We start from the raw sequence: 23,033 nt of genomic DNA, 5'->3' as shown, positions 1-23,033 counted from the left end.
CGTTGTCGGTTGCGGCACAAGACACCAGATAAAAAAGCGACATAAAATCTACCAAAAGAATATGCAGGATCAGGAAGATGAATAAGCCGACTATTCAGCGCCACCTTATGGCGCTTTCTTGCGTTTTGGGCATCGCATCACTCGGAGCGTGTCAAACGCTTGATGAATTTGGCGCGAAGCTCAATGAACTCAATGACGGCATGGGTCAGTATGCCGAAAAGACCGAGAATACCGGCCCCGATCTTGCCCCTGCATCGCTTCCTGATTTCGGCATCGGGGATGCCTTTGTCTATGACAGCGGACGCGCAATCTATGTCGAGGATATCAAGGGCGAAAACTTTGTCTGGAATGGCGGCGGTGATTATCTGTTCCAGACCAGCGCCGATTTCACCGGTCCTAATCTTGAATGGTCCTATACCGACAAGGAAGATCGCAAGCGGTCCGGATCAGCCACCATCAAGAAAGGCTCCGAAAGCCTGTGGCCGCTGGAATATGGCAAGATGGTTCGTATTTCGACTGTCTCGGAAAACATTGATCCCGATACAGGAAAAACCAGCAGCTATGACCAGTGGCTGACCTGCAAGGTGCCCGCGACCGAGACGGTTGACGTCCCTGCTGGCACCTTTGACACCTATGTCATCGAATGTTCGCGCTATTACAAACAATGGTGGATGCAGACCACAAAATGGTGGTACGCGCCAGAAATCGGATTTTACGTCAAACGTGACCGTTCCTGGAATTCGGGAACCGATCATAGCGAAGAACTTCTGACTTATGGCCCGGCACCGGCCAAGATCCCGAAAAAGGCCCGCGATCAGCTTGCCATGACGGTTCAGACCGCACTTGAAAGCAATAATTCCGGCGATCAGGAAAGAACCAAAGTTGCAGAGCTCACAATTGCCGTCACTCCGCTCAAAACCGTTCAGACCGACAAGGGGGTCTGGTGCCGGACTTATCGTCAGGAACTTTCATCCCACAACCGCACCAGCCAGCAAATCAAATCTGCCTGTCGCACCAATGACGGTTGGGTGATCGAGGACGAAGTTGCCGACAAGACAGCAGTCACGAAATAAACCTGAATATCAAAGCCCCATCCTTAACGGGTTGGGGCTTTTTATCCGGGTTTAAGCAACATTTCCGACCGAGGATCAGTACTCGACGGCATCAAGAATGGCGTCGAGCTCCCCGTTTTGCCGCAGTTGCTTCAGACCGGCATTGAACAGGCTGATAATGGTTTCGGCATCCGGATGGGTTTTGCCGACAATGAAATGCAGCGGCACGTTTGAAAGCCCTTCTTCGATATGGGCAAAATCATCTGTGGAAAGTTCGGCAGCCTGAATGGAGCTTAAAGCTTCGGGACGCGGACTGATGACACAATCAACCCGGCCTGCTGCCAGAAGTTTGAAACATGTTTTCATGTCCGGTGGGGAAACGCGCTTGGCCCGGCCATTGGCAAACAATTTGCCGGTAAATCCAAGTTCGGCATGCCCCAGCGGCAGACACAGGTTTTTACCAATCAGATCGCTATTGGCATCAAAAGATCCGCGCTTTACCGCATACCACCCATAGGCCGTCAGGTTGGTAATCGGATCTGAGAACAGAACGCTTTTGCTTCGAGCCCGTGTATAGGCATAGGGAAATGTTCCATCGACTTCCCCGTCGATGGTCATTTCAAAACCCTTAAGCCAGGATCGCCAGATGATCTCGACACTGTCATGACCATCACGCTCAAACACCTTGCGAACAATATCGGTCACAACGCCGCCATGATCCATTTCACGATCAGCAAAGGGCGGAAACGCATCACCCGTTACAAATCGCAGGTTTCCGGCATGGGCCGGGGATGCAAAAACACCTGCCACCAGCACCAAAAACCACATAACCGCGCATTGCCGCGACTTCATCATTCTGACGGCTACCTTTCTATTGCCTTGCCTCAAAAGCCCGGACAATAGGGCCGCCATCCCGAGGCGACAAGCCTCTTGGTTGACTGCTTATTGGAAGCATTACAAAAACACCCTGATCCGCATGAACCAGGGTGTTTCTTCTTAAATGCTCCAGAAGCATAGCTGATACGATTTGGTCAGGACGCCGCCTTGCGCACGAAATTTCCGCGCTGATAGTCGTCAAAGGCCTGCATGAGTTCCTGTTTGCTGCTCATAACAAACGGACCATAGCGAACCACCTGCTCGTTAATCGGACGTGCGGCAATCACCAGCATCCGGCCACCATTCTTGCCACCCTTAAGCGTGACACCATCGCCATCTTTCAAAATGGCCAGATGATGGGTCGGAACATCTTTGCCGCTCACCACGGCATCGCCGATAAAAACATAAACCACTGCGGCATGCCCCTGCGGAACCGGAATGCTGACTTCGGCACCGGCATCAAGTTTGGCATCAACAAAGACCGGATCGGTTGAAATACCGTTGATCGGACCGGTCTTGCCAAACATATCGCCTGCGACAAGGCGAAGGTCTGCCCCCTTGGAAACTGCAATCTCGGGAACATCAGGCGCTTCGATATTCTGATAGCGCGGATCAATCATCTTGTCCTTGGCCGGCAAATTGATCCAGAGCTGAAAGCCCTGCAAAAGACCGTCTTCCTGCATCGGCGTTTCGGAATGAATGATCCCCGACCCTGCGGTCATCCACTGCACGCCACCAGATCGCAGAACGCCCTTGGAGCCAATGCTGTCTTCATGGCCCATCGCCCCCTCGACCATATAGGTCACGGTTTCAAAGCCACGATGGGGATGTTCGGGGAAACCGGCAATGTAATCGTCAGCATTATCGGTCGAAATGGAGTCAAGCATCAGGAAGGGATCAAGCATATCAAGCTGTGGCGTTCCAATTGAACGCTTAAGCGACACACCCGCACCATCCGATGTATCCATGGCGCGTAAAACGCGATCAACGGAACGTGCATTACTGATGGCATCAGTCATTTCAAAACTCCTCTTCCTGCCGGTGTGTTACACCGGATACAATTTCATGACTGACACTTTCGCATAAAACTGTCGCCAAACAAGGCACAATCAGGCACCTGATTGTTTACCCAGATGCAACAAAAAGGGCAGTACCGGTTTGACCCGATACTGCCACTTCATTCAGATACATGTCTTGCGGATCAACCGGCAAGCTTGGCAGCCAGTTCGGCAACATGCTTGCCCTGGAAACGGGCAATCTCAAGCTCGTTCTCGGATGGCTGACGCGAACCGTCTGCACCAGCAAGGGTCGAAGCACCATAAGGCGATCCACCGGTGATTTCGTCCATATTGGTCAGGCCTGCGCAGCTATAAGGCACACCAACAATTACCATGCCATGATGCAAAAGCGTGGTGTGGGTTGAGGTGATCGTCGTTTCCTGACCACCATGCTGGGTGCCGGTTGATGCAAAGACCGAACCGATCTTGCCAATCAGCGCACCCTTGGCCCACAGACCACCGGTCTGATCAAAGAAGTTGCGCATCTGTGCGGACATATTGCCAAAGCGGGTCGGAACACCAAAGATGATCGCATCATATTCCGGAAGATCCGAGACATCTGCAATCGGGGCAGCCTGATCAAGTTTGGCACCGGCTGCCTTTGCCACATCTTCGGGCATGATTTCAGGTACGCGTTTGATATCGACCTGCGTTCCCGCAACGCCGCGCGCGCCTTCGGCGACCGCATTTGCCATGGTTTCGATGTGACCATACATCGAATAGTAAAGAACCAGTACCTTGGCCATTTCTACCTCCTTGGTTGAATTTGACGAAGCACAATAATGACTTGCTGCTGTTCCCCTGATAATGACCAGATTGGAAACAGACTGCTTCGAAAATCGAAAAGATCGCCCTTATGACGCCGGGTTTTGCGCCAGAAACTGAACAACCTGATCGGGGAAATCGGTAAAGATGCCGTCAATGCCCGCGTCATCGAAAATCGCCTTGAGGGCAATATTCATGTCCCCTGCCCATTTCGGCAACTGATCGGCACGCAGCGTGTATGGATGCACCAGCAACTGGGCGCGCTGGGCAGCAATCAGTGTCGGGGTCATCACCGCCTTGCCATTTTCACCCAGTCCTGAAATCACCTGAGGCAACCATGGACCGATACCATCAACGATCTTGGCCATTTCAAGGATGCCATCACCGGATTTCAGATAATCGTAATCCGTGCCTTCTGGCGGACCCCAGCGGTTTTCCCCCAGAAGCTGAACCAGTTTGCCCTGATAACGGAGATCATTGCGGATACGTTTGGTTTCTGCCCAGTCAAAACATTGGACAAAGGAATTGGAATCCGGGTTGTTATAGCCCCACTTTTCCAGAACCGAGATCACGGTTTTGGAGATGTCCTGACCTTCGGCATGATGGAATGCGGGGTCCTTGATTTCCGGATAAATCCCGACATCGCGCCCGGTTGAATGGTTCAGACCGCGGACAAGCTTGATTTCTTCTTCAAGGGTCGGGATTTTGAATATTCCGAAATCACCGGGAAACCGGTTTTCATAAACCTGTTTGCCTGTATCGGCCTTGAACCGTTCGGTAACAGTCAGGGTTTTGAGTTCATCAAGCGTAAAATCAATTGCGTAATAGCGCCCGTCCTCGCGCTTGCGATCCGGAAATTTGGTGCTGACATCGGTTGTCGTATCAAGATGAATGTCATGCAGGATGACCGGAACCCCGTCCTTGGACAACACGACATCCTGTTCGATGTAATCCGCGCCCATGCCATAGGCCAGCGCCTTGGCCGGCAATGTATGTTCAGGCAGATATCCCGATGCCCCGCGATGGGCAATCACAACCATTTCGGCCTGAATATCCTGTGCCTGGACAGGGTTTATGGCACTTGTGACGAGCAACCCGACAACAAGCAAGCCCGACTTGATCAGTTTTTTCACCGGCATCCCAGAATTCCTTTTTTTATCGCTGCCCCTTTGGCAGGGGTTCAGGACTATAGGCGCGGTTTCATGGTTCAGGAATGCCCGCAGGGCACCTGACAACAATCTTCATGAAACTGTTACCCTGTCTGGGTAACGCGGACCTAGCGGTTAAGTTCCCCGGTCATGCGATCAAGACCATCCAGCGTCAAAGGAAACATCCGGCCTTCCATCAGTTTATGCATGATCTGGATTGACTGGTGATGCCGCCACCAGTTTTCCGGCTGCGGGTTTATCCAGGCGGCATGATGGAAATGATCGACAAGGCGCTGCATCCACACAGCCCCGGCCTCCTGGTTCCAGTGCTCCACCGCACCACCGGGATAGGTGATTTCATAGGGGCTCATGGTGGCATCGCCCACAATCACCAGCTTGTAATCCGCCCCATAGGTATTGATCACATCCCAAGTGGAAACCTGTTCGTTCCAGCGCCGCGCATTGTCCTTCCACAATCCCTCGTACGGGCAATTGTGGAAGTAATAATATTCAAGATGCTTGAACTCGGTTTTGACCGCCGAAAACAGTTCTTCGCAGACCTTGATGTGATCATCCATTGATCCGCCAACATCAAACAGCATCAAGACCTTGACCGCGTTATGGCGTTCCGGGCGCATTTGCACATCAAGCCAGCCTTGCCGCGCGGTTGATGTAATGGTGCCGGGTAGATCAAGCTCATCGGCGGCCCCGGTGCGCGCCCATTTGCGCAAACGACGCAGTGCGACCTTGATGTTGCGCGTTCCGATCTCGACATTGTCATCAAGATTCTTGAATTCGCGTTTGTCCCAGACCTTGACCGCGCGCCGATGACGCGATTCATGTTGCCCGATGCGTACGCCTTCCGGGTTATAGCCATAGGCGCCGAACGGTGATGTCCCCGCCGTTCCGATCCATTTATTGCCGCCCTGATGACGGCCCTTTTGTTCTTCCAGACGCTGTTTGAGCGTCTCCATCAGCTTTTCCCAGCCGCCAAGCGCTTCGATTTCGGCTTTTTCCTCGTCCGTCAGGAATTTCTCGGCAAGCTTGCGCAACCATTCTTCGGGGATTTCGGTTTCGGCAACCTCGTCCATGCCATCGGCCAGATTGACCACACCCTTGAAATGTTCGGAAAACACCCGGTCGAACTTATCAAGGTGGCGTTCGTCCTTCACCAGTGCGGATCGCGCCAGATAATAAAAATCCTCGACCGAATACCCCGCCAGCCCCTTTTCCACCGCCTCAAGCAGCGTCAGGTATTCCCGTAATGAAACGGGAATGCGCATATCCTTTAGCTTATAGAAAAAGCCGGTGAACATAATGCTTAACGCCCTTCGCGGCGCGCCATGAATGCAAGCCGTTCAAACAGGTGCACATCCTGCTCGTTCTTGAGCAACGCACCATGCAATGGCGGCACGGCGGTTTTGGCATCCTTGGCGCGAAGGGCCTCTGGTGAAAGATCCTCGGCCATCAGAAGCTTCAACCAATCGAGAAGCTCGGACGTTGACGGCTTCTTCTTGAGCCCGGATACATCGCGAATGTCATAGAAAAGGTTCAATGCCTCGGCGACCAGACGTTTCTGGATACCGGGATAATGGACCTCGATGATTTCGGCCATGGTATCGGCATCGGGGAAACGGATGTAATGGAAGAAACAGCGGCGCAAAAACGCGTCGGGCAATTCCTTTTCATTATTTGATGTGATGATGACGATCGGCCGGTTGGTTGCCTTGATGGTTTCCTGCGTCTCATAGACAAAGAATTCCATGCGATCGAGTTCCTGCAACAGATCGTTGGGGAATTCGATATCTGCCTTGTCGATCTCGTCAATCAGAAGAACCGGCGCATCTTCTTCGGCCTCGAATGCTTCCCACAGCTTGCCCTTGACGATGTAATTGCCAATGTCATGGACGCGCTCGTCACCCAGCTGACTATCGCGCAGACGCGACACCGCATCATATTCATACAGCCCCTGCTGGGCGCGGGTGGTCGATTTGATCGACCATGTGATCAGTTTTTTGCCAAGGGATTTGGCGATTTCTTCGGCCAGAACGGTTTTGCCGGTTCCCGGTTCCCCCTTGACCAAAAGCGGACGCTGCAACGTGATCGCGGCATTAACGGCCACCATCAGATCTTCGGTTGCGACGTAATTCTCCGTACCCTGAAACTTCATTTTTGCCCTGCAACATAAGTTGACGTTTGCGTTAACCTAGGGCGTTGAAGAAATTTGGGCAAGAGGCCAAACCGACCTTCCCTTGCACCAACAGGCAACAACCATCCAAGAATGCAATCGCATCAACTGTTTGCCCGTCGCGATCACGCGCTATTGCGACTAAGCGCCTGTGCAGGGCTTTCCCCATACCAGTCCCGGTATGATCTTGAAAAGTTGCTGACATGGCCAAAACCAACCGCTGCGGCAACCTGCTTGACGGTGAATTCACCAGATGCGAGCAGTTCCTGTGCGCGCTCCATCCTTTGGGATCGAATAAAGTCGGCACAGCTTTTGCCCGTCTCACGCTTGAACAGGGTGTTCAGGCGACTTTCGGCCATACCAGCCACATCTGCCAACTGCGCTACTGCCAGCGGTGAAGCCAGATCGTCGGTGATTTTGGCGATTGCGTCCTCAATCACCGTCTTCTCAAGAACACTTGGTTCGGGTGCCCTTTCGGCATCTTCACAAACAAGACAATAGGCATCTATCATCTCGGCCAGAAACAGGGTCGACAACCCTTCCAGTTTGAACTTGTGCCCGATCCCCGTCATTTGTGCCGAGAACATGGCGCTTACGATGCTTCTGATCTTGCTGTTAAGGACAAGTGGCCGGATTTCGATCACGCTCTGTTCGTCAGACAGAAACGGATCAAGTGCATCCGGTAACTCATGACCAAACCGTTGCCGAAGCGCATCGAGCTTGATGGTTACACCAGCGTGACGGATCAACTGCCCGGCCGGAAGAAAATAGCGCGTCCCAGCCACATCAACCCGCATCATCAAACCGATCTCGGGTGACATCATGTGTTGACGACCATCCGGACTATTGAAATCAAGATTGCCAAGAATATTCACCGACCCTGCCACCCAACCCGGCGTCAGGGCATTTTGCACATCAAATATGGAATCTTCACGGACATTCAGTTCTGCGCGGTGCAAACAGATGCCATTGCCAAAATCGATCCGTTCAAGACGTCCGCTGACACCGGGCAATTCAAACAAATCCCCGTCGGCAAGCCTGAGCTCACCAATGCCTTCTACGCGGTCATCGTTTGAAAGAATATCAAACGCATCTCCCGCGCCTTTCCGAAGGTCGCTCATAGCTGCTTGTTCCTGACAGTTTGCTCATACTATCCACCGTCGATTTTTTTGACTGATGGCCGGTAAGGTGTCCTTGGCTTCATCGGTGCCCCAACACCCTGAACCCTTATTTGTTCCTTGTAACAATGGCTTATAATCATGACAGCCTAGGACTTTGGCCGTAAATGGGCAAGCCATTGGAACGACGTTTCCAAGCTGTCCGGTGACAACGGCCTCGCCCTAGCGGTCGTGAATGCCCTTGCCTTCAAGGATTTTGGGACGGTATTTGTCGATCCGGGCCATACGTGTCGCAGATTGTTTGGCCCCACCGATGTAAAGACCGTAACCGCGTTGACGTCCCGGCGTCAGAGCTTCGAACGCTGCTTTTAACGCGCTATCCTGCTCAAGCCGGGAAAGCAATTCAGCAGGCAAATCGATCTCGCTGCTTTTTTCGACCTTCAGGCCTGCTTGCTCGATTTTGATGGCCGCTGCGATATAAGATTTGATGCTGTTCTCGCATCCGGAAACTTCATCAACACTGGTAAAGCGGATCTGACGACCGGAATTTGAATTGGGACCGGGCGGAACCAGAATATTTGCCGGATCATCCATCATCGCCCCCTTGAAGAACATCAGGGCCAGAAAATCCTTCATCCCCTGAATGATCGCGATGTTCTTGCCATCATGGGTATAGCAAGGCTTGGCCCATTTCAGGTCTTCTTCAAGGTCACATCCCAAAAGGATTTCGCGAAGGCGGGCGGACTCAAGCGGCCAGTTTTCGTCCTTCTTGAAATAACCATCTGCCGGTGAGCTCATTATTTTCGGCTCCGTTCACATGTTTCAACCCTAAGGATTAAAAGTCATAACATCACGATGCGAACACAACCATAAATAATAGCAGGCCATAAACGGCTCCTGCCAATCTGCTGACGACTTTAGAATATCGGCATATTCAGACTTATGTCTGTGATGCGGAAGCCCCCGGTCCTAGCCGGTTTGTGACACCAGATGGGCAAGTGGGATATTCTGGCGTGCGACCTGATCCTTGAGGCCGTCAATATCCATGTCCTCGTCCTTGACGAACTCGATGAACATCATGTTCACATTGTTAAAGACCAATTCGCCAATCGCGCTGCAATCGACATCCTTGCGCACAATCCCGCGATCCTGCAACGCACGGAAAAGATCGCAGACCTGTTTTGAAAGCCGGTGATCAAGGGCCGTATAGCGTTTGGAAAACGGTGTTTCGGGCTGCGCGATCGACAGGGACATCGCCGTGCGCCACATTTCCTTGGACAGATATGTCAGCGAATGGTCGTAATATTTTCCGATCAGTTCAAACAGGGCATTGGCAACCTGATCATGCTTTTTGGCGATGATTACGTCACCTGCTGCCAGCACTTCCTCGACCTCCATCGAGACGGTTGCCATCAGCATGTCGCCCTTGTTTTTATAGTAATTATAGAACGTTCCGACCGACACACCGGCCATTTCGGCAATGTCCTCTATGCGTGCGCTGTCATAACCGACCTTGCGAAACAGGGTTGTCGCCGCCTCAAGAATTCGGCGGTTTTTATCGGCTTTTTTCTGGGCGCGCAGACTTGGCATCGTTACTCCGATAAAACTGAACGGGTTCAAAAATTACATTGACTCAAAAAATGAACGCGTTCAATATTTTTTCAACGGCACCGCAATGAGTGCCGATTTACCCAAGAAAAGGGAGGCCTCAATATGAAATCAGGGAGAGCCTATGTTTCGTCACGTTTCCACGGGGAAGACCCGCAATAAGCTTTTGGGTGGTGCTGCGACCTTCTTGCTGACTGCTGTTGCATTTGGCCAGGGCGCACAGGCGACCGAAGAATTGAACGCGCTTGTCTGGTGTGATCACACCGACCCGGCATTGATCGAGCCGTTCGAAAAGAAATACGACGTCAAAGTCAATCTCAAGGAATATGAAGGGACCGGTGCGGGCCTTTCGATCATCGAACAATCGCGTCCGGGGGACTGGGACGTGTTTGTGATTGACGGCGTTGATGTTCATCGCGCTGTTGAAATGGATCTTCTGGCGGAAATTCCGGCGGATGCCCTGCCGACGTCTGATATCTTCCCCGAAGTCGTGATGGCGGAAAACAATGTGGTGGATGGCAAGATCTATGCCGTCACTGAAAAGTTCGGCTACAACACCATTTCGTTCGACAAGACCAAGGTTGATCCCAAGGACATGGAAGACATGTCGGTGATCTGGTCAGACAAATATGCCGGACGCATTGCCATTTATGATTATTACCTGCCGGTGATCGGTCTTGTCGGACTGGGACTTGGTATCGATACGGCTGATCTTGGTGCGGACGATATGGACGCGATCAAGGACAAGCTGTTTGCGATGAAGAAGGTTTCCAAGCAGGTTGGTGAAGTTGTCTCCTCGCAAACGGCTCTGGCCACGGGTGAGGTCGATATTCTTGTTGGTGGTGGTGAATGGATCACGGCGGTTCTGTCCGAGGACAAACCGAACCTTGATTGGGTCATCCCCAAACAGGGCGGTCTGCGCTGGGCCCAGTCGATTGGCGTGATGAAAGAGTCCGCCAAGCCCGACCTTGCGCTTAAATTCGTTCAATACATCCTGAGCCCCGAAGGACAGGCACGTCTTGCGACCTCGTCCTGTTACTGGGGAATGCCCGCCAATGCCAAGGCCGGGGTAAATTTGACCGATGCGCAAAAAGCTGCCCTGCGATGGGATGATCAGGCGGGCTATCTTCAAAACTCGCAGCTTTATCCGATCCCGGATGCCGATCTGGATGCCCAGATGCAGGATGCCTGGGTCGAGATGCTCCAGCAGTAAGCTTCCCTTGCTTATTGCCACCTGCCATTGCCCCGCTTTTTGCGGGGCAATGGTTCCGACTTGCGCTAAGCTTGCCACAACGGCGACCAAACCCTCCACGACACCCAAAATAGCAACCGGATCCATTGTCCGATACGTTGCTAGCAAAGGACACCGTGATGGCCCAAGCCACCCTTGAAACACGCGAAAACCGCCGCGCATGGGGATTTGTGACCCCTGCCTTGCTGTGGACCATCGCGTTTTTCGTGATTCCGTTCATCGTCATGGCCGCGATCAGCCTTGCCACCCGCAAGGGCCGCGAAATCGTCATGGCGTTCAATCTGGACAATTACATTACGTTTTTTGAAAAAGCCCATCTGCTTAAGGGGCTTTTCGTCTCGCTTGAGATCACATTCACCGTCACCATCATCTCGGTCGTTCTGGCCTATCCGCTGGCATGGATCATTGCCGAGCGTGTCCCGCAAAAATGGCAGCGCATGGCACTGATCATGGCGATCCTGCCATTCTGGACCAGCTATGTCGTGCGGTCCTATTCATGGCTTCTGGTTCTGGCCAAGAACGGCGTGATCAATAACACGCTTCTTCATATCGGCCTGATTGCCGAGCCGCTTGAACTGGCAAGTACACGCACCGCCACCGTGATTGGATTTGTGCATTTCTTTGTCATGCTTTTGACCCTGACGATCTATGCCAATCTTGTGCAGATGCCGCCAAACTATCGCCGTGCCGCAGCCGATCTTGGTGCCAACGGGTTTCAGGTGTTCTGGCATGTGGTCTTGCCGCTGACCCTGCCCGGTATCATGGTCGGGGCGTTTCTGACATTTGTTCTGTGCATCGGGGATTATATCACGCCCCAAATTCTGGGCGGCAATAACGAACTGGCACTGCCACAGGTCATCATGCTGCAACTTGGTCGCCGGGCCGACTTCCCGATGGCAGCAACGCTTTCGATCATTCTGATGGCGGTTGTGACACTGGCCTATATTGCCTGCGCGCGCTGGCTCAAGATGGAGAGAACATAAAATGATCTCTTCACGCTTTTCCAAAATCGCCTCCTGGGTTTATCTGGCAACACTTTACGGCTTTATCTTTTTACCCGTCGCCGTGCTTGTCCTGTTTTCCTTTCAGGATGGCCGCCTGCCCGTCCCGCCCTTTAACGGTGCGACCCTTAAATGGTATGGCGAGGTCTTTGCCGATAGTCGCCTGATGTCTGCCCTTGGCAATTCATTGATGGTTGCCATCGGATCGTCGCTGGTTGCCTGTGTGCTTGGTTTCTGTGCGGCTTATGGTCTTGCACGTTATGTCCTTCCGGCATCGCGCTTGCAGCGCGGGCTTCTGGTTGCGCCCATGACGGTAAGTTATCTGATCATTGCCCTTGGCCTGCTTTCGACCTTTAACTGGGTGGGGATTTCCCTGTCACTCTGGACGGTGGGGATCGGGCATGTGATGATCAACTTGCCGCTATGCTTTGCGATCATTTATGCATCCATGGGCGACCATCAAAAGAACATCGAACGCGCCGCGCGCGATCTTGGTGCCGCCGAATGGCAGGTCATGACACAGGTGTCCGCCCCGATGCTGATGCCATCGATCCTTGCCGCATTCTTCCTGTCGGTCACGTTCAGTTGGGATGAATTCATCATCGCATTTTTGCTGTCGCGCTTTGACGTCACCCTGCCTGTCGAAATCTGGAGCATGCTGCGTTCGGGTCTGAACCCGAAAACCAACGCGGTCGGAAGCGTTGTCTTTCTGGTCTCGGTTGCGCTGCTGCTTATTCTTGAACTGATTGTCTTTAGAAGGACGGCAAAGAAATGACCGCCCCTGTATCCATTCGCAATGCAACGAAAACCTTTGGCGATTTTACCGCCCTTGATGATGTCAGCCTTGACATCGCCGCTGGTGAATTCATTGTCCTGCTTGGCCCATCGGGCTGTGGCAAGACCACTTTGCTGTCCCTTCTGGGCGGGTTCCTGTCACCAACCAAGGGGGTGATAGAAATCGCCGGGCGCGATATGGGCGACGTTCCGCCCGCCAGACGCCCGACCACCACGATGTTTCAGGATTATGCCCTGTTTCCGCACATGACCCTGCGCGACAATGTCGCGTTCGGCCTTAAGATGCGCAATGTCGCAAAGCGCGAACGCCAGACAAAAGCCGAAGAACTTCTTGATATGGTCGGGCTTAAGGCATCAGCAGGCAAGAAACCCCATGAACTTTCCGGCGGTCAGCGACAGCGTGTTGCCCTTGCCCGCGCGCTTGCGGTCGAACCTGATGTCTTGTTGCTTGATGAACCGCTTGGTGCGCTTGATCTGAAACTGCGCCGTCAGATGCAGGATGAACTCAAGGCGATCCAGAAACGTGTTGGCACCACATTCGTTCATGTCACCCACGATCAGGAAGAAGCCATGGCGATTGCCGACCGGATTGTGGTGATGAATGCTGGCAAGATCGAAGATGTCGGTCGCCCGGAAGATATCTATATGCGGCCCAGAACCCTGTTTTCGGCAAGGTTCATGGGTGAAGTCAACTTTATCCCCGGCACACTTGAGGCCCTTAGCAATGAAAGCATTTCGGTCAAGACGGTGCTTGGTGCGGTCACCTTGCCGAACGCGGCGCTTGGTGATCAGGCCCTTAAGCCCGGGCAAAAGATCACCCTTGCCATTCGCCCGGAACATTTTCGTGCCAGCACGGGGACCGGCCCGCGCATCACGCTGGGCAAGGCCAAGGTTGAAGACGGATCGTTTTTCGGCACCCATCATCGTGCCCATCTGAGTCCGCTGGATTATCCGGATATGGTGATCACCGCCCATATGCCGCAATCGGCCATCATCGAACCGGGCGCATGGGTTGATCTGACCATTGATCCCGCATCGGTGGTAATCCTGCCCGGTCATCCCGCCGCCACAGCGCAAGAGGACGCCGCATAATGCCCCTTGATCATGCAAAACCCGAAGACTGGTACAGCACAAAAACCGTCGGCGATGATGTCACCTATATCAGCGAGCCGTTTATCGAGGAGTTTTATCGCTGCAATATCTGGCATGTGCGCGGACGCGACGGCGACATGCTTGTCGATAGCGGTATGGGCGTGGTGTCGCTGACCGAGTGGGTCCCGCTGGTAACCGAACGCCCGGTTCAGGCGGTTGCCAGTCACACCCATTTTGACCATATCGGTTGCCACCACGAATTTGATCACCGGATTTGCCACCGCTGTGAGGCCGACCTTTTGGCTGCACCAACCCGCAAAAACACGCTGGCCGATCCCTACGTCACTGACGAGATTTTCACCAAACTCCCGCCGCTGCCATATTCGTCAACCACCTATGCGGTCAAGGCGGCCCCAGCAACCCGGATTGTCGAGGATGGCGATGTGATTGATCTTGGCGACCGGCATTTCGAGGTGATCCACACACCAGGTCACTCGCCGGGTGGCATCGCCCTTTGGGAAGCGGCCACCGGCATTCTGTTTTCTGGCGATATTGTTTATGATGGACCTTTGATCGAAGACACTTATCATGCAAATGCAAAGGATTACGTGCGATCAATGGAGCGGCTTTATGATTTGCCGGTCCGGATCGTCCATGGCGGACATTTTGCCAGTTACAGCGGCGAACGCCACCGCGAGATTATCAAAAACTGGCTGAGGGAACGGACCTGAATTCAGGCACTCAGCGTCGGGAACACATAACCCGACCAGTCACCACCATATGATCAGGAAGGCTTCCTTAATGGAAAACGCAGGCAAATTTTACATCAATGGCAAATGGGTTGATCCGATCTCGTCCCAGAAAATGGATGTCATCAATCCGGCCACCGAAGAAGTCATCACCCGGATCACGCTGGCCAGCGAAGAAGATGTCGACCTTGCAGTTGCCGCGGCCAAGCGTGCCTTTTCAACCTATAGCCAGACGACGATTGATCAGCGCCTTGGCTGGCTTGAAAACCTGCTTGCGATCTATAAACGCCGCTACGAGGAAGTCGCCCGAACCATCAGCATGGAGCTTGGCGCGCCGATCACCATGGCCCGCGAACAGCAGGCCGATGCCGGTACCGCCCATCTTGAAGATTTCATTCATGTGCTGCGCGATCTGAAGCTTGAAGAAACCCTGCATAATGGTGAAACGCTTTTGCGCGAACCGATAGGCGTGTGCGGTCTGATCACGCCATGGAACTGGCCGATCAACCAGATCGTGCTCAAGGTCATTCCGGCCCTGGCAACCGGCTGCACCTGTGTGCTTAAACCGTCCGAATTCACCCCGCTTAATGCCACCCTTTATGCCGAAATGATCCACGAGGCGGGATTCCCGGCCGGGGCATTCAACCTTGTGCAAGGCGCAGGCCCGGTCGCCGGTGCCACCCTTTCGCAGCATCCCGATATTTCGATGATGTCCTTTACCGGATCGACCCGCGCGGGCAAGGCGATTACGCGCGATGCCGCGGAAAACATCAAGCGCGTCACGCTGGAACTTGGTGGCAAATCGCCAAATATCGTGTTTGACGATGTTGATGTCGAAGACCGCATCACATTTAGCGTCCTTGATGTCTTTAACAATACCGGCCAGACCTGCGACGCACCGACCCGGATGCTTGTTCAGCGATCCATCTATGACGAGGCCCTCAAGGTTGCAAAACGCGTTGGCGAAGCCGCAAAGGTCGGCGATCCGTCCGTTGAAGGCGATCATATCGGCCCGCTGGTCAGCCATATTCAGTTTGAAAGGGTACAGACCCTTATTCAGGCGGGCATCGATGAAGGTGCGACCCTTTTGGCTGGCGGAGTTGGCAAACCTGACGGGATCAATGAAGGCTATTACACCAAGCCGACCATCTTTGCCGATGTGAACAACACGATGCGCATCGCACGTGAGGAAATCTTTGGCCCGGTTGTCGCCATGATCCCGTTCGACACCGAAGAAGAAGCGATTAAGATCGCCAATGACACGCCCTATGGGCTGGCGGCCTATATCCAGACCCCGGATGCCGCAAAGGCCGATCGCGTTGCCCGCAAATTGCGTGCTGGCATGATCCGCATCAATGGTGCCTTCCCGCGTCCTGGAAGCCCGTTTGGCGGCTATAAACAATCGGGTATCGGGCGTGAAGGCGGCCTGTTTGGCCTTGAAGATTTCATGGAAATCAAGATGCTGCATAAACCATAAGCGAATTCATGCATGCGTGCCGGGCGGCATATCAATGCCCCCGGCACGACCATTGCGGGGAAACCGATGATCAAACTGTTGCTGGTGTTTTTAACGGGTCTCTTGATGTCATTTTCGGCCTTTGCCGAAAGCCTGTTTAAGGACAATCCCCCCATCGGGACAGTGATGGTTCAGCAAATTGAAACGCCACACGGTCAGGTCATGTTGCCAAAGGGGAACTGGACACTTGCCGGTGTCAAAACCTTTGACGCTGATGGCCCATACCCCCTTGGCAAAGCTGTTCTTGCCCGGATCGGGCAGGACCACACCCTTGATGGCCTGATCTTTCTGACAGTTTCGCTCAATGACGGCGCGGATTACCATCCCGGCACTGAAAAATGGTGTGCGCGAAACTCCGATGCCCTGTTCTTCAGGGAAATAGCGCCATCCTCCCCATCGGAAACCGGTTGCCTTGTCCTTGAAGAACTGGTCAGCCGGTTTGACAATCTGACACCACCACACTTCAAACAAGCATCAAGCTATCTTGCCGATCGCAAAATAGTGCATCCCGACACGATGTTTTTTGCGACATTTCAGATCGCCCGCGACCATCAATTCCTTTCGGTTTCCTACGGCTTTGACTTCCGCCTGCCACCAACCGAAATGCTGCCCGGATACGCGCCGTCAAACGATACCCGTTATGACGGTCCCTATTCAGATCTGACGCGACAGTCCAATTTTGATCTTGTTGTGGATTGGGCACAGGCCACGAAAACAGAAATCCATCGTGCATTTGTGAACCGATGATCGCGGTTTCGCGACATTTCCAAAGCATCGCCCGCAATCAATCACCACTTATGACATAAGGCTGGTGACATAGGGCTGGCAATGCCCGTCCCGGACCTTATAATCCTATCGTTGATCGATAAATCTAAAGATCCGGGCAACGGATCAGGAATGGATTGGGAAACCGGTTATGAATGCAATGTCCTTTGCAGATATGGGGCTTGCAGCACTGAAAAGGCGACAGTTTGATGCCGCCATCAATATGCTGCGTCAGGCCCTTGGCGAAGATATGGATAATCTTGAGGCCCGCTTTGGTCTGGCCCGCGCCCTTCACGAAAAAGGTTCGATTACCGAAGCTCTTGGCGAATATCGCACGGTGCTGCAATCTGATGGGGACAATGCCGACTGCCTCTATCACATTGCACGCGCCCTGTTGCAAAATGGCGATGCGCGCAGCGCGCTCAATCATGTCGATATTGTTCTGCGAACCAAACCGACCGATGCTGCGCTGCTGACGCTGCGTGCGCAGGCTTTGCTGGAACTTGATCGCAGCGAAACGGCCCTGTCATCACTTCAGACCGCCGCCCATCACCGTCCGGGTTCGCAAACCATCCATCGCCTGATGGCAGCCTGTTATCGCGCCAATGACGATATTGAAGGCGAACGGCGAGCGGTTGAACAGTTGCTTCGGATTGATCCTTCGTCGCTTGCCGCATCGAATGATCTGGGCGTGATCAATCTGCGCGAAGGCCATCTGATCGCTGCCTTTGAAGCTTTCGAGCAAATCCTGTCGCAGGATCCCGACCATATCGAAGCCACCCTGAACCGGGCCATTGCCCTGACCGTCATGGGCGGGATGGATCATGATGCGATCTGGGCGCGCGTGATGGAGGTATGCTCTGATCTTGATGAACTCGATATCACCCGCAGCCTTGCCGATGATCTGGCAAAAATGCCCGATGACAAACGCAAGGGAACTGATGCCGCCAGTGCGCTGATGGCACGCGCCGCCCTTGCCCCTTACGATCTCACAGATATCTGAAACAAAAAACGCCCGCAAACGATGCGGGCGTTTCATGATTTTCCATGATCATCAGACCCGGATTATTCGGCGGCGACTTCCGCGGGTGCGGGTGTCAGTGCGCGCGACTTTACCCAGCCCAGAATACCGATCACACAAATCATGGCCGCCACCCCGCCGACCATGAAGGGCGACGTGTTATTGAGCCCCGCCAATACACCGCCGGTCAGAACGGCTGCAGCCTCGGCCAGAACATGGACGGATCTGTAAATACCCAATGCCTGCCCCTGTTCATGGGCCCCGGCCCCGTTTGAAATGAACAGGCTGGTGGTGACTTCGCACCATGCGATCCCGAAGGCGGCAATGCACATCGGCACAAACACCCAGACCAGACCATCCGGCAAAACAAAAGTAATCAGGCCGATGGCCAGCAACAGATGCCCAAGGGTCGCAACCCCGCGAAGCCCGAGCGGACGCTGCGCGCGTTCCACCGTCAATCCGGCCAGAATAAGCGGGATCGAAATGATTGCCGAACACATGCCAAGGAAGCTGCTGGTGACGTCATGGGTCTGGACCAGATAGACGCCAAAGAAGCAGAAGAACAGATAGATCGCAAAATAGCTGGCAAAGGACACCGCATAGCCCGGCAGCAATACCGGATCACGCAGCGTCGCCCATACCGAACGCCCGGCAACGATCTGATCATCCTTGGTCCGCCCGCGACGGCGCGCATATTCGGGAATATGCAGAACAACCGCGACAACCAGAAGGTTAAACCCGTACATGCCTGCGGCAAAGAAGAACGGCCAGGACACGTTAAAGGACGGATGAATGGACGGGTCCGAGAAAAAGCCCCCCATCAGGGGTCCGATGATCCAGCCGACATTGATCGCAACCGTGATCAGGCCGAAATTGCGCACCTTGTTTTCAGGTTTGCTGATATCCGATGCAATCGACTGTGCGATTGCCATATTGCCCTCGCACAGACCCGACACAAAACGGCCAATCAGAACCATCGGCAAATTGGCATTCGCCACGCCGACCGCAACCACAACATAACCACTCGCCGCTCCCAGAAGGGATGCCACCAAAACCGGTTTGCGCCCGACCCTGTCTGAAAGTCGGCCAAGCCAGGGGGCGCCAATAAATTGCCCGATGGGATAAAGCGCCATCGCAACACCAAGCAGGATGGTGCGATATTGTTCGGGTACCGAGGGATCAAGAAAACCAAGTTCGGGTTTCAGGAACATCGGACCGAACACCGGATAGGGCAAACTGAAACCGGCAAAGCCAAACAGCACAGTCAGAAAGACTGCCGACATTGCCTTGTTTTCCTGCGACATGGGGAACTCCGTGGGGCGCTATTGGTGGCGTCGTAAAAGGGGTAAACGGGCTATTCAAGTCATCATCAAAGGGCGCTGGCACTGGCATAGGTGACAGCAAGAGCGCGGACCTTTTCGCGGGCATCATCCACCTGCCAGCCTGCCCCGATCATCAGATCGGCAAGACCGTCACACAGGATACCCAGCGCGTTCTTGCGCAGCTCCTGACCGTAATGCCGGTCGGTAATTTCAGACAGAACCAGCACATTGATCCCGTAACCAAGCCCCCAACTTCCAAGGTTAAGGTTGCGGCTACGACTGGTCATGTCCGATGCAATGCCAAGCTCGTCCTCACCCTCGGTCAGGAAGGTCTGAAACATGGTGGTAATGGCATTGATCTGATCAAGCTGCGCCTGATGTCGGGCCGGTGTGGCACGCTTCCAGACCGACGGCGCAAGGGCAAGATATTCGGCCTCGAACAATTGCGGATTATCGATGGAAAAGCTCAGATCAAGCAAATTGGCGATGATGTATTTTTCAATTGCACTGCCATCGTGATTGCGTGCGATATCGAACTTGTCGGCCCGTTTGGCACCGGCCATAACGGCAAGCCCGATCAGCAAATCCTCCTTGCTGGCAAAATGGCCATAAAGGGTGCCGACCGAGATATCACAGGCCCGCGCAAGATCGGACATCTTGAGCTCGAAAAAGCCGACTTCTGCAATCAGCTCCCCTGCAGCATCAAGGATCATTTCTTCGCGTTGCCGGCGTTTTTCCATGCGGTTTTGCGCAACCATGCCAATGCGGCCCTCTGCCAATGGATCATTTTTGACGTAAAATCGAATTTGGTTCAATTTCTTGATTTAAACAATCACCGTTTTTGCATGGGTGGGTTTCACGCCCGCATGACAGGTCGACAGAACACTGAAATTACGAAGAACAGGAAAACATAGAAAAAGCCCGGCAATCAGAACTGCCGAGCTTTCAAGCGCGTCTTTGGTGGCGCGTCGGGGGTCTGTTGTGTTTCAGGCAATCTGCCGAACAAGGCGCGATGTAATCCTGTTGACGGTGCCCGCACTGATCATCACCAGCGTAAAACCGATCGGCCATGCAACGATAAAGGCACGCGCCCAACGGGACGGGTATCCGGCATCAATGCCGGTATTGATCAGGGTGACAATGCCGGTCATCAGGAAACACAGCCAAAGCGACATGAAGAAGGAAAACACAAAGCGCTGCATCTGCGGGGGGAACATATCGGATCCTCATATTGGGGCTGTCGTCTGGGTCAAACATCCCCTATTCTTGTTTTTGAGAAAAGACGATAATACTGGAAGATAAATTCCCATAAATGGAACACCTGCAAAATCTTGATGATCTCGCGATTTTCGCAAATCTGGTAGATGCGGGCAGCTTGCGCCGCGGATCAACCCAGATGCGCATTCCGGTTGCGACCCTTAGTCGGCGCTTGCAAAAGCTTGAAGCTGCCCTTGGCTGCAAATTGCTTGATCGGGGTGGCGGAATCTTTTCCCTGACCGAGGCAGGACGGGAATATTATAACCGCATCAAGCCGATCATGTCCGAACTTGCCCTGCAGCTGGACGAGATCGATCAGCGCCAAAGCCAATGCGCCGGACTTCTGCGTCTGGCGCTTCCGGTCAATCTTGCCAACTATTGGCTGCCCGATTTCTTTTCGGATTTTATGACGCGCTATCCGCGGATTGAGCTGCATCTGACCCTGTCCAACGCCATTCTGCCCGAAGAAGACTTTCCGTTTGATATCGCCATCCGGGTCGGCAAACAAACCCGCCCGTCCCTGATGATGCGCAGGCTGGCAGGCACTTGGCTTGTCCCCTGCGCCGGACCGTCCTATCTGGCACGCAAGGGATACCCGACATCACCGGCCGATCTTGCCAATCACGACATGATCATCTCCCGCCCGCTTCTGACCTGGCGATTTTATGATCGCAAGACCGGGACCGAAGAAAGCGTTCCCGCGACAGGCCGGTTCAATGTCGATGAAATGGAAATGGCCATCAAAATGGTCCGCAAAGGCCACGGGCTTGGACTGTTTGCCCATAACATCATTGCCGATGATCTTGCCGCAGGCACTCTGGTCCCGATCCTTTCCGACTGGGATACGGAAATGCGCGATTTCTATGCGGTCTGGCATGAAACCGATTTCATGCCGATGCGCCAACGGGTGTTTATCGACGAACTGGCGGCCTTTGCACTGCGCAATCCGCCTGACAAGGATGCGTTGCTATCTGGGTGACAGGGGCGGCATGCGCCGTTCTACCGGCTTGGATTTGACAATGGCGGTATTGGTTTCGGCCTTGTCGACAATCTGATCAAGCAAACCGTCCAGCTCCTTCATCGACCGGATATAAAGCCGTGCGACAAAGCAATCATCGCCCGTTACCTTGTCGCATTCGCCAAACTCGGGAATTTCGGAAATCAGCTGCTGTACGATATGTAACTTCCCCGGAAGTGGCCGGATACGCACGATGGCCTGAAGCGGATAGCCCAGTGCCTCGGGATCGACATCAATCGTAAAGCCGCGAATGACCCCGCGCTCTTCGAGCCGACGGACCCGCTCGGCCACACCGGGTGCAGACAGGCCGACCTTGGCCGCCAGTTCCTTTTGCGAGATTCGGGCATCGCGCATCAGGATTTTAAGAATCTTCTGATCGATTTCATCCATGACTTTATAAATCCCGTAAAAATCGTAACCGTGCTTTCATTAAAAAGGCTACATGGCAATTTTACCTTTCACAAGCCATATAAAACCGGTCGCAAAAAGCGGAAAGTAATGCCATCAAATGAATTCCTGAACGGAGCTTTCCGATGAAAGAACAAGTACGCGGCACCATCGAAATGACGGCTGCCATGACAATTCTGGGGACCATTGGCTGGTTTGTGGTGATGTCTGACCGCCCGGCAATGGATGTGGTTTTCTGGCGCTGCGTGTTTGGCGCGGCATCCCTTCTGGTGATTTGCACGGTGATGGGTCTTTTGCGCGGGCTTTTGAACCTGCGCATGCTGGGCTGGGCAGCACTTGGCGGTGTTGCCATTGTGACGAACTGGTACATGCTGTTTCAGTCCTATCCGATGGCCTCGATCTCGGTATCGACTGCGGTTTACAACACCCAGCCCTTCATGCTGGTGCTGTTTGGTGCAGCCTTCTTTGGCGAGAAACTGACTGCCAACAAATTCATCTGGCTCGGCATCGCCTTTGCCGGACTGCTTTTGATCATTGCCGGAAAACCCCAGGGTGGTCTTGGCGGATCGGACTATGCCGGGGGCATTCTGATGGCGCTTGGTGCGGCATTTTTCTGGGCAACGGCAGCCATCATCACCAAAAAGCTCAAAGGCACGCCGCCGCATCTGATCGCCCTTATTCAGGTCTGTGTCGGCATCCTGATGCTTGTCCCGTTTGCCGATCTTGAAAATCTGCCAGACAGCGCGCTTAGCTGGGGATCACTGATCACGGTCGGGGTGGTTCATACCGGGATCATGTATGTGCTGATGTATGGGGCGGTTCAGAAACTGCCAACCCATTTGCAAGGATCACTCAGCTTCATCTATCCGGTGGTCGCGATCATTGTCGATCTGATTGCCTTTGGCTATCGCCCGGATATGGGCCAGATCATCGGCGCAATTGCCATTCTGATTGCAGCGGCGGGCATGAATCTTGGCTGGCAGATCATCCGCCCGCGCACTCCGCGCAAAGTGGTATTCTGAAG

At 53.7% G+C, this 23,033-nt stretch carries 24 protein-coding genes; 11 read left to right on the top strand and 13 right to left on the bottom strand.

Going from position 1 to position 23,033, the window contains the following annotated elements; genetic code table 11:
* The first annotated feature begins 77 nt into the window (after positions 1 to 77).
* Entirely contained in the window at positions 78 to 1,073 is a 996-nt protein-coding gene (locus tag TH30_RS13100; protein ID WP_147251993.1) for a TapB family protein, read from the top strand.
* A 75-nt stretch (positions 1,074 to 1,148) separates the two neighbouring features.
* On the opposite strand, the gene TH30_RS13095 is transcribed toward TH30_RS13100, so the two are convergent.
* The 9 genes from TH30_RS13095 to TH30_RS13055 all read right to left on the bottom strand — a co-directional run bounded on the left by TH30_RS13095 (position 1,149) and on the right by TH30_RS13055 (position 9,795).
* Positions 1,149 to 1,907 (bottom strand): substrate-binding periplasmic protein, encoded by a 759-nt coding sequence (locus TH30_RS13095; protein WP_181850276.1) that lies wholly within the window; start codon positions 1,905 to 1,907, stop codon positions 1,149 to 1,151.
* 176 nt (positions 1,908 to 2,083) lie between these two features.
* Positions 2,084 to 2,947, bottom strand: coding sequence for a pirin family protein (locus tag TH30_RS13090; RefSeq protein ID WP_114098547.1), 864 nt, complete (start codon positions 2,945 to 2,947; stop codon positions 2,084 to 2,086).
* A 182-nt stretch (positions 2,948 to 3,129) separates the two neighbouring features.
* Entirely contained in the window at positions 3,130 to 3,732 is a 603-nt protein-coding gene (gene wrbA, locus TH30_RS13085; protein ID WP_114098546.1) for an NAD(P)H:quinone oxidoreductase, read from the bottom strand.
* 108 nt (positions 3,733 to 3,840) lie between these two features.
* Positions 3,841 to 4,890 carry a glycerophosphodiester phosphodiesterase gene (glpQ, locus tag TH30_RS13080; protein ID WP_114098545.1) on the bottom strand — a complete coding sequence of 350 codons (1,050 nt, stop codon included), beginning with the start codon at positions 4,888 to 4,890 and terminating at the stop codon, positions 3,841 to 3,843.
* 137 nt (positions 4,891 to 5,027) lie between these two features.
* Positions 5,028 to 6,215, bottom strand: coding sequence for a vWA domain-containing protein (locus TH30_RS13075; RefSeq protein ID WP_114098544.1), 1,188 nt, complete (start codon positions 6,213 to 6,215; stop codon positions 5,028 to 5,030).
* Between the two features lie 5 nt (positions 6,216 to 6,220).
* Positions 6,221 to 7,069 (bottom strand): AAA family ATPase, encoded by an 849-nt coding sequence (locus tag TH30_RS13070; RefSeq protein ID WP_114098543.1) that lies wholly within the window; start codon positions 7,067 to 7,069, stop codon positions 6,221 to 6,223.
* Between the two features lie 143 nt (positions 7,070 to 7,212).
* Positions 7,213 to 8,208, bottom strand: a complete 996-nt coding sequence (locus TH30_RS13065; protein WP_114098542.1) for a helix-turn-helix transcriptional regulator — start codon at positions 8,206 to 8,208, stop codon at positions 7,213 to 7,215.
* A 219-nt stretch (positions 8,209 to 8,427) separates the two neighbouring features.
* Positions 8,428 to 9,003, bottom strand: a complete 576-nt coding sequence (locus tag TH30_RS13060) for a YdeI/OmpD-associated family protein (RefSeq protein ID WP_114098541.1) — start codon at positions 9,001 to 9,003, stop codon at positions 8,428 to 8,430.
* 171 nt (positions 9,004 to 9,174) lie between these two features.
* Positions 9,175 to 9,795, bottom strand: coding sequence for a TetR/AcrR family transcriptional regulator (locus tag TH30_RS13055; protein ID WP_114098540.1), 621 nt, complete (start codon positions 9,793 to 9,795; stop codon positions 9,175 to 9,177).
* A gap of 142 nt (positions 9,796 to 9,937) precedes the next feature.
* On the opposite strand from TH30_RS13055, the gene TH30_RS13050 reads away from it, so the two are divergent.
* The 8 genes from TH30_RS13050 to TH30_RS13015 all read left to right on the top strand — a co-directional run bounded on the left by TH30_RS13050 (position 9,938) and on the right by TH30_RS13015 (position 17,986).
* Positions 9,938 to 11,026 (top strand): ABC transporter substrate-binding protein, encoded by a 1,089-nt coding sequence (locus tag TH30_RS13050; RefSeq protein WP_114098539.1) that lies wholly within the window; start codon positions 9,938 to 9,940, stop codon positions 11,024 to 11,026.
* A 158-nt stretch (positions 11,027 to 11,184) separates the two neighbouring features.
* Entirely contained in the window at positions 11,185 to 12,048 is an 864-nt protein-coding gene (locus TH30_RS13045) for an ABC transporter permease (RefSeq protein WP_114098538.1), read from the top strand.
* Between the two features lies 1 nt (position 12,049).
* Entirely contained in the window at positions 12,050 to 12,841 is a 792-nt protein-coding gene (locus TH30_RS13040; RefSeq protein WP_114098537.1) for an ABC transporter permease, read from the top strand.
* Positions 12,838 to 13,953, top strand: coding sequence for an ABC transporter ATP-binding protein (locus TH30_RS13035; RefSeq protein WP_114098536.1), 1,116 nt, complete (start codon positions 12,838 to 12,840; stop codon positions 13,951 to 13,953). Before TH30_RS13040 ends, TH30_RS13035 begins: the two co-directional genes overlap by 4 nt.
* Complete coding sequence (locus TH30_RS13030) at positions 13,953 to 14,684, top strand: MBL fold metallo-hydrolase (RefSeq protein ID WP_114098535.1); 732 nt, start codon at positions 13,953 to 13,955, stop codon at positions 14,682 to 14,684. Before TH30_RS13035 ends, TH30_RS13030 begins: the two co-directional genes overlap by 1 nt.
* Positions 14,685 to 14,754: 70 nt before the next feature.
* Positions 14,755 to 16,179: an aldehyde dehydrogenase family protein gene (locus tag TH30_RS13025; RefSeq protein WP_114098534.1), complete on the top strand. Its 1,425-nt coding sequence runs from the start codon at positions 14,755 to 14,757 to the stop codon at positions 16,177 to 16,179.
* A gap of 66 nt (positions 16,180 to 16,245) precedes the next feature.
* The gene (locus TH30_RS13020; RefSeq protein ID WP_181850274.1) at positions 16,246 to 16,965 is read left to right on the top strand and encodes a hypothetical protein; all 720 of its coding nucleotides are present in this window, start codon (positions 16,246 to 16,248) and stop codon (positions 16,963 to 16,965) included.
* A gap of 169 nt (positions 16,966 to 17,134) precedes the next feature.
* Complete coding sequence (locus tag TH30_RS13015; protein WP_114098532.1) at positions 17,135 to 17,986, top strand: tetratricopeptide repeat protein; 852 nt, start codon at positions 17,135 to 17,137, stop codon at positions 17,984 to 17,986.
* Between the two features lie 62 nt (positions 17,987 to 18,048).
* Here TH30_RS13015 and TH30_RS13010 read toward each other — a convergent pair whose 3' ends face one another.
* The 3 genes from TH30_RS13010 to TH30_RS13000 all read right to left on the bottom strand — a co-directional run bounded on the left by TH30_RS13010 (position 18,049) and on the right by TH30_RS13000 (position 20,543).
* A complete protein-coding gene (locus TH30_RS13010; RefSeq protein ID WP_114098531.1) occupies positions 18,049 to 19,308 on the bottom strand; it encodes an MFS transporter in 1,260 nt (419 codons plus the stop codon).
* A 65-nt stretch (positions 19,309 to 19,373) separates the two neighbouring features.
* Positions 19,374 to 20,084, bottom strand: a complete 711-nt coding sequence (locus TH30_RS13005; RefSeq protein ID WP_147251992.1) for a TetR/AcrR family transcriptional regulator — start codon at positions 20,082 to 20,084, stop codon at positions 19,374 to 19,376.
* Between the two features lie 228 nt (positions 20,085 to 20,312).
* Positions 20,313 to 20,543: a DUF2798 domain-containing protein gene (locus tag TH30_RS13000; protein WP_114098529.1), complete on the bottom strand. Its 231-nt coding sequence runs from the start codon at positions 20,541 to 20,543 to the stop codon at positions 20,313 to 20,315.
* Between the two features lie 95 nt (positions 20,544 to 20,638).
* Here TH30_RS13000 and TH30_RS12995 point away from each other — a divergent pair, with 95 nt between their 5' ends.
* Positions 20,639 to 21,562 (top strand): LysR family transcriptional regulator, encoded by a 924-nt coding sequence (locus tag TH30_RS12995; protein WP_114098528.1) that lies wholly within the window; start codon positions 20,639 to 20,641, stop codon positions 21,560 to 21,562.
* Here TH30_RS12995 and TH30_RS12990 read toward each other — a convergent pair.
* A complete protein-coding gene (locus tag TH30_RS12990) occupies positions 21,551 to 21,991 on the bottom strand; it encodes an Lrp/AsnC family transcriptional regulator (protein WP_114098527.1) in 441 nt (146 codons plus the stop codon). The genes TH30_RS12995 and TH30_RS12990 overlap by 12 nt on opposite strands.
* Before the next feature lie 143 nt (positions 21,992 to 22,134).
* Here TH30_RS12990 and TH30_RS12985 point away from each other — a divergent pair, with 143 nt between their 5' ends.
* The gene (locus TH30_RS12985; protein WP_114098526.1) at positions 22,135 to 23,031 is read left to right on the top strand and encodes a DMT family transporter; all 897 of its coding nucleotides are present in this window, start codon (positions 22,135 to 22,137) and stop codon (positions 23,029 to 23,031) included.
* Positions 23,032 to 23,033: the final 2 nt, after the last annotated feature.

The organism is Thalassospira profundimaris (assembly GCF_003326795.1).
Taxonomy (GTDB): domain Bacteria; phylum Pseudomonadota; class Alphaproteobacteria; order Rhodospirillales; family Thalassospiraceae; genus Thalassospira; species Thalassospira profundimaris_C.
The sequence above is the reverse complement of the archived record's forward strand: the minus strand, read 5'-3'. Positions and strand labels throughout refer to the sequence as shown.

Excerpts from the sequence above, each read along its gene's own strand:
- TH30_RS13075 (WP_114098544.1), bottom strand. The coding sequence starts at position 6,215 with ATGTTCACCGGCTTTTTCTATAAGCTAAAGGATATGCGCATTCCCGTT.
- wrbA (WP_114098546.1), bottom strand. The coding sequence starts at position 3,732 with ATGGCCAAGGTACTGGTTCTTTACTATTCGATGTATGGTCACATCGAA.
- TH30_RS13040 (WP_114098537.1), top strand. The coding sequence starts at position 12,050 with ATGATCTCTTCACGCTTTTCCAAAATCGCCTCCTGGGTTTATCTGGCA.
- TH30_RS13005 (WP_147251992.1), bottom strand. The coding sequence starts at position 20,084 with ATGGTTGCGCAAAACCGCATGGAAAAACGCCGGCAACGCGAAGAAATG.
- TH30_RS12985 (WP_114098526.1), top strand. The coding sequence starts at position 22,135 with ATGAAAGAACAAGTACGCGGCACCATCGAAATGACGGCTGCCATGACA.
- TH30_RS13020 (WP_181850274.1), top strand. The coding sequence starts at position 16,246 with ATGATCAAACTGTTGCTGGTGTTTTTAACGGGTCTCTTGATGTCATTT.
- TH30_RS13060 (WP_114098541.1), bottom strand. The coding sequence starts at position 9,003 with ATGAGCTCACCGGCAGATGGTTATTTCAAGAAGGACGAAAACTGGCCG.
- TH30_RS13090 (WP_114098547.1), bottom strand. The coding sequence starts at position 2,947 with ATGACTGATGCCATCAGTAATGCACGTTCCGTTGATCGCGTTTTACGC.
- TH30_RS13050 (WP_114098539.1), top strand. The coding sequence starts at position 9,938 with ATGTTTCGTCACGTTTCCACGGGGAAGACCCGCAATAAGCTTTTGGGT.
- TH30_RS13065 (WP_114098542.1), bottom strand. The coding sequence starts at position 8,208 with ATGAGCGACCTTCGGAAAGGCGCGGGAGATGCGTTTGATATTCTTTCA.
- TH30_RS13055 (WP_114098540.1), bottom strand. The coding sequence starts at position 9,795 with ATGCCAAGTCTGCGCGCCCAGAAAAAAGCCGATAAAAACCGCCGAATT.
- TH30_RS12990 (WP_114098527.1), bottom strand. The coding sequence starts at position 21,991 with ATGGATGAAATCGATCAGAAGATTCTTAAAATCCTGATGCGCGATGCC.
- glpQ (WP_114098545.1), bottom strand. The coding sequence starts at position 4,890 with ATGCCGGTGAAAAAACTGATCAAGTCGGGCTTGCTTGTTGTCGGGTTG.
- TH30_RS13030 (WP_114098535.1), top strand. The coding sequence starts at position 13,953 with ATGCCCCTTGATCATGCAAAACCCGAAGACTGGTACAGCACAAAAACC.
- TH30_RS13095 (WP_181850276.1), bottom strand. The coding sequence starts at position 1,907 with ATGATGAAGTCGCGGCAATGCGCGGTTATGTGGTTTTTGGTGCTGGTG.
- TH30_RS13035 (WP_114098536.1), top strand. The coding sequence starts at position 12,838 with ATGACCGCCCCTGTATCCATTCGCAATGCAACGAAAACCTTTGGCGAT.
- TH30_RS13045 (WP_114098538.1), top strand. The coding sequence starts at position 11,185 with ATGGCCCAAGCCACCCTTGAAACACGCGAAAACCGCCGCGCATGGGGA.
- TH30_RS13000 (WP_114098529.1), bottom strand. The coding sequence starts at position 20,543 with ATGTTCCCCCCGCAGATGCAGCGCTTTGTGTTTTCCTTCTTCATGTCG.
- TH30_RS13015 (WP_114098532.1), top strand. The coding sequence starts at position 17,135 with ATGAATGCAATGTCCTTTGCAGATATGGGGCTTGCAGCACTGAAAAGG.
- TH30_RS13100 (WP_147251993.1), top strand. The coding sequence starts at position 78 with ATGAATAAGCCGACTATTCAGCGCCACCTTATGGCGCTTTCTTGCGTT.
- TH30_RS13010 (WP_114098531.1), bottom strand. The coding sequence starts at position 19,308 with ATGTCGCAGGAAAACAAGGCAATGTCGGCAGTCTTTCTGACTGTGCTG.
- TH30_RS13070 (WP_114098543.1), bottom strand. The coding sequence starts at position 7,069 with ATGAAGTTTCAGGGTACGGAGAATTACGTCGCAACCGAAGATCTGATG.
- TH30_RS12995 (WP_114098528.1), top strand. The coding sequence starts at position 20,639 with ATGGAACACCTGCAAAATCTTGATGATCTCGCGATTTTCGCAAATCTG.
- TH30_RS13025 (WP_114098534.1), top strand. The coding sequence starts at position 14,755 with ATGGAAAACGCAGGCAAATTTTACATCAATGGCAAATGGGTTGATCCG.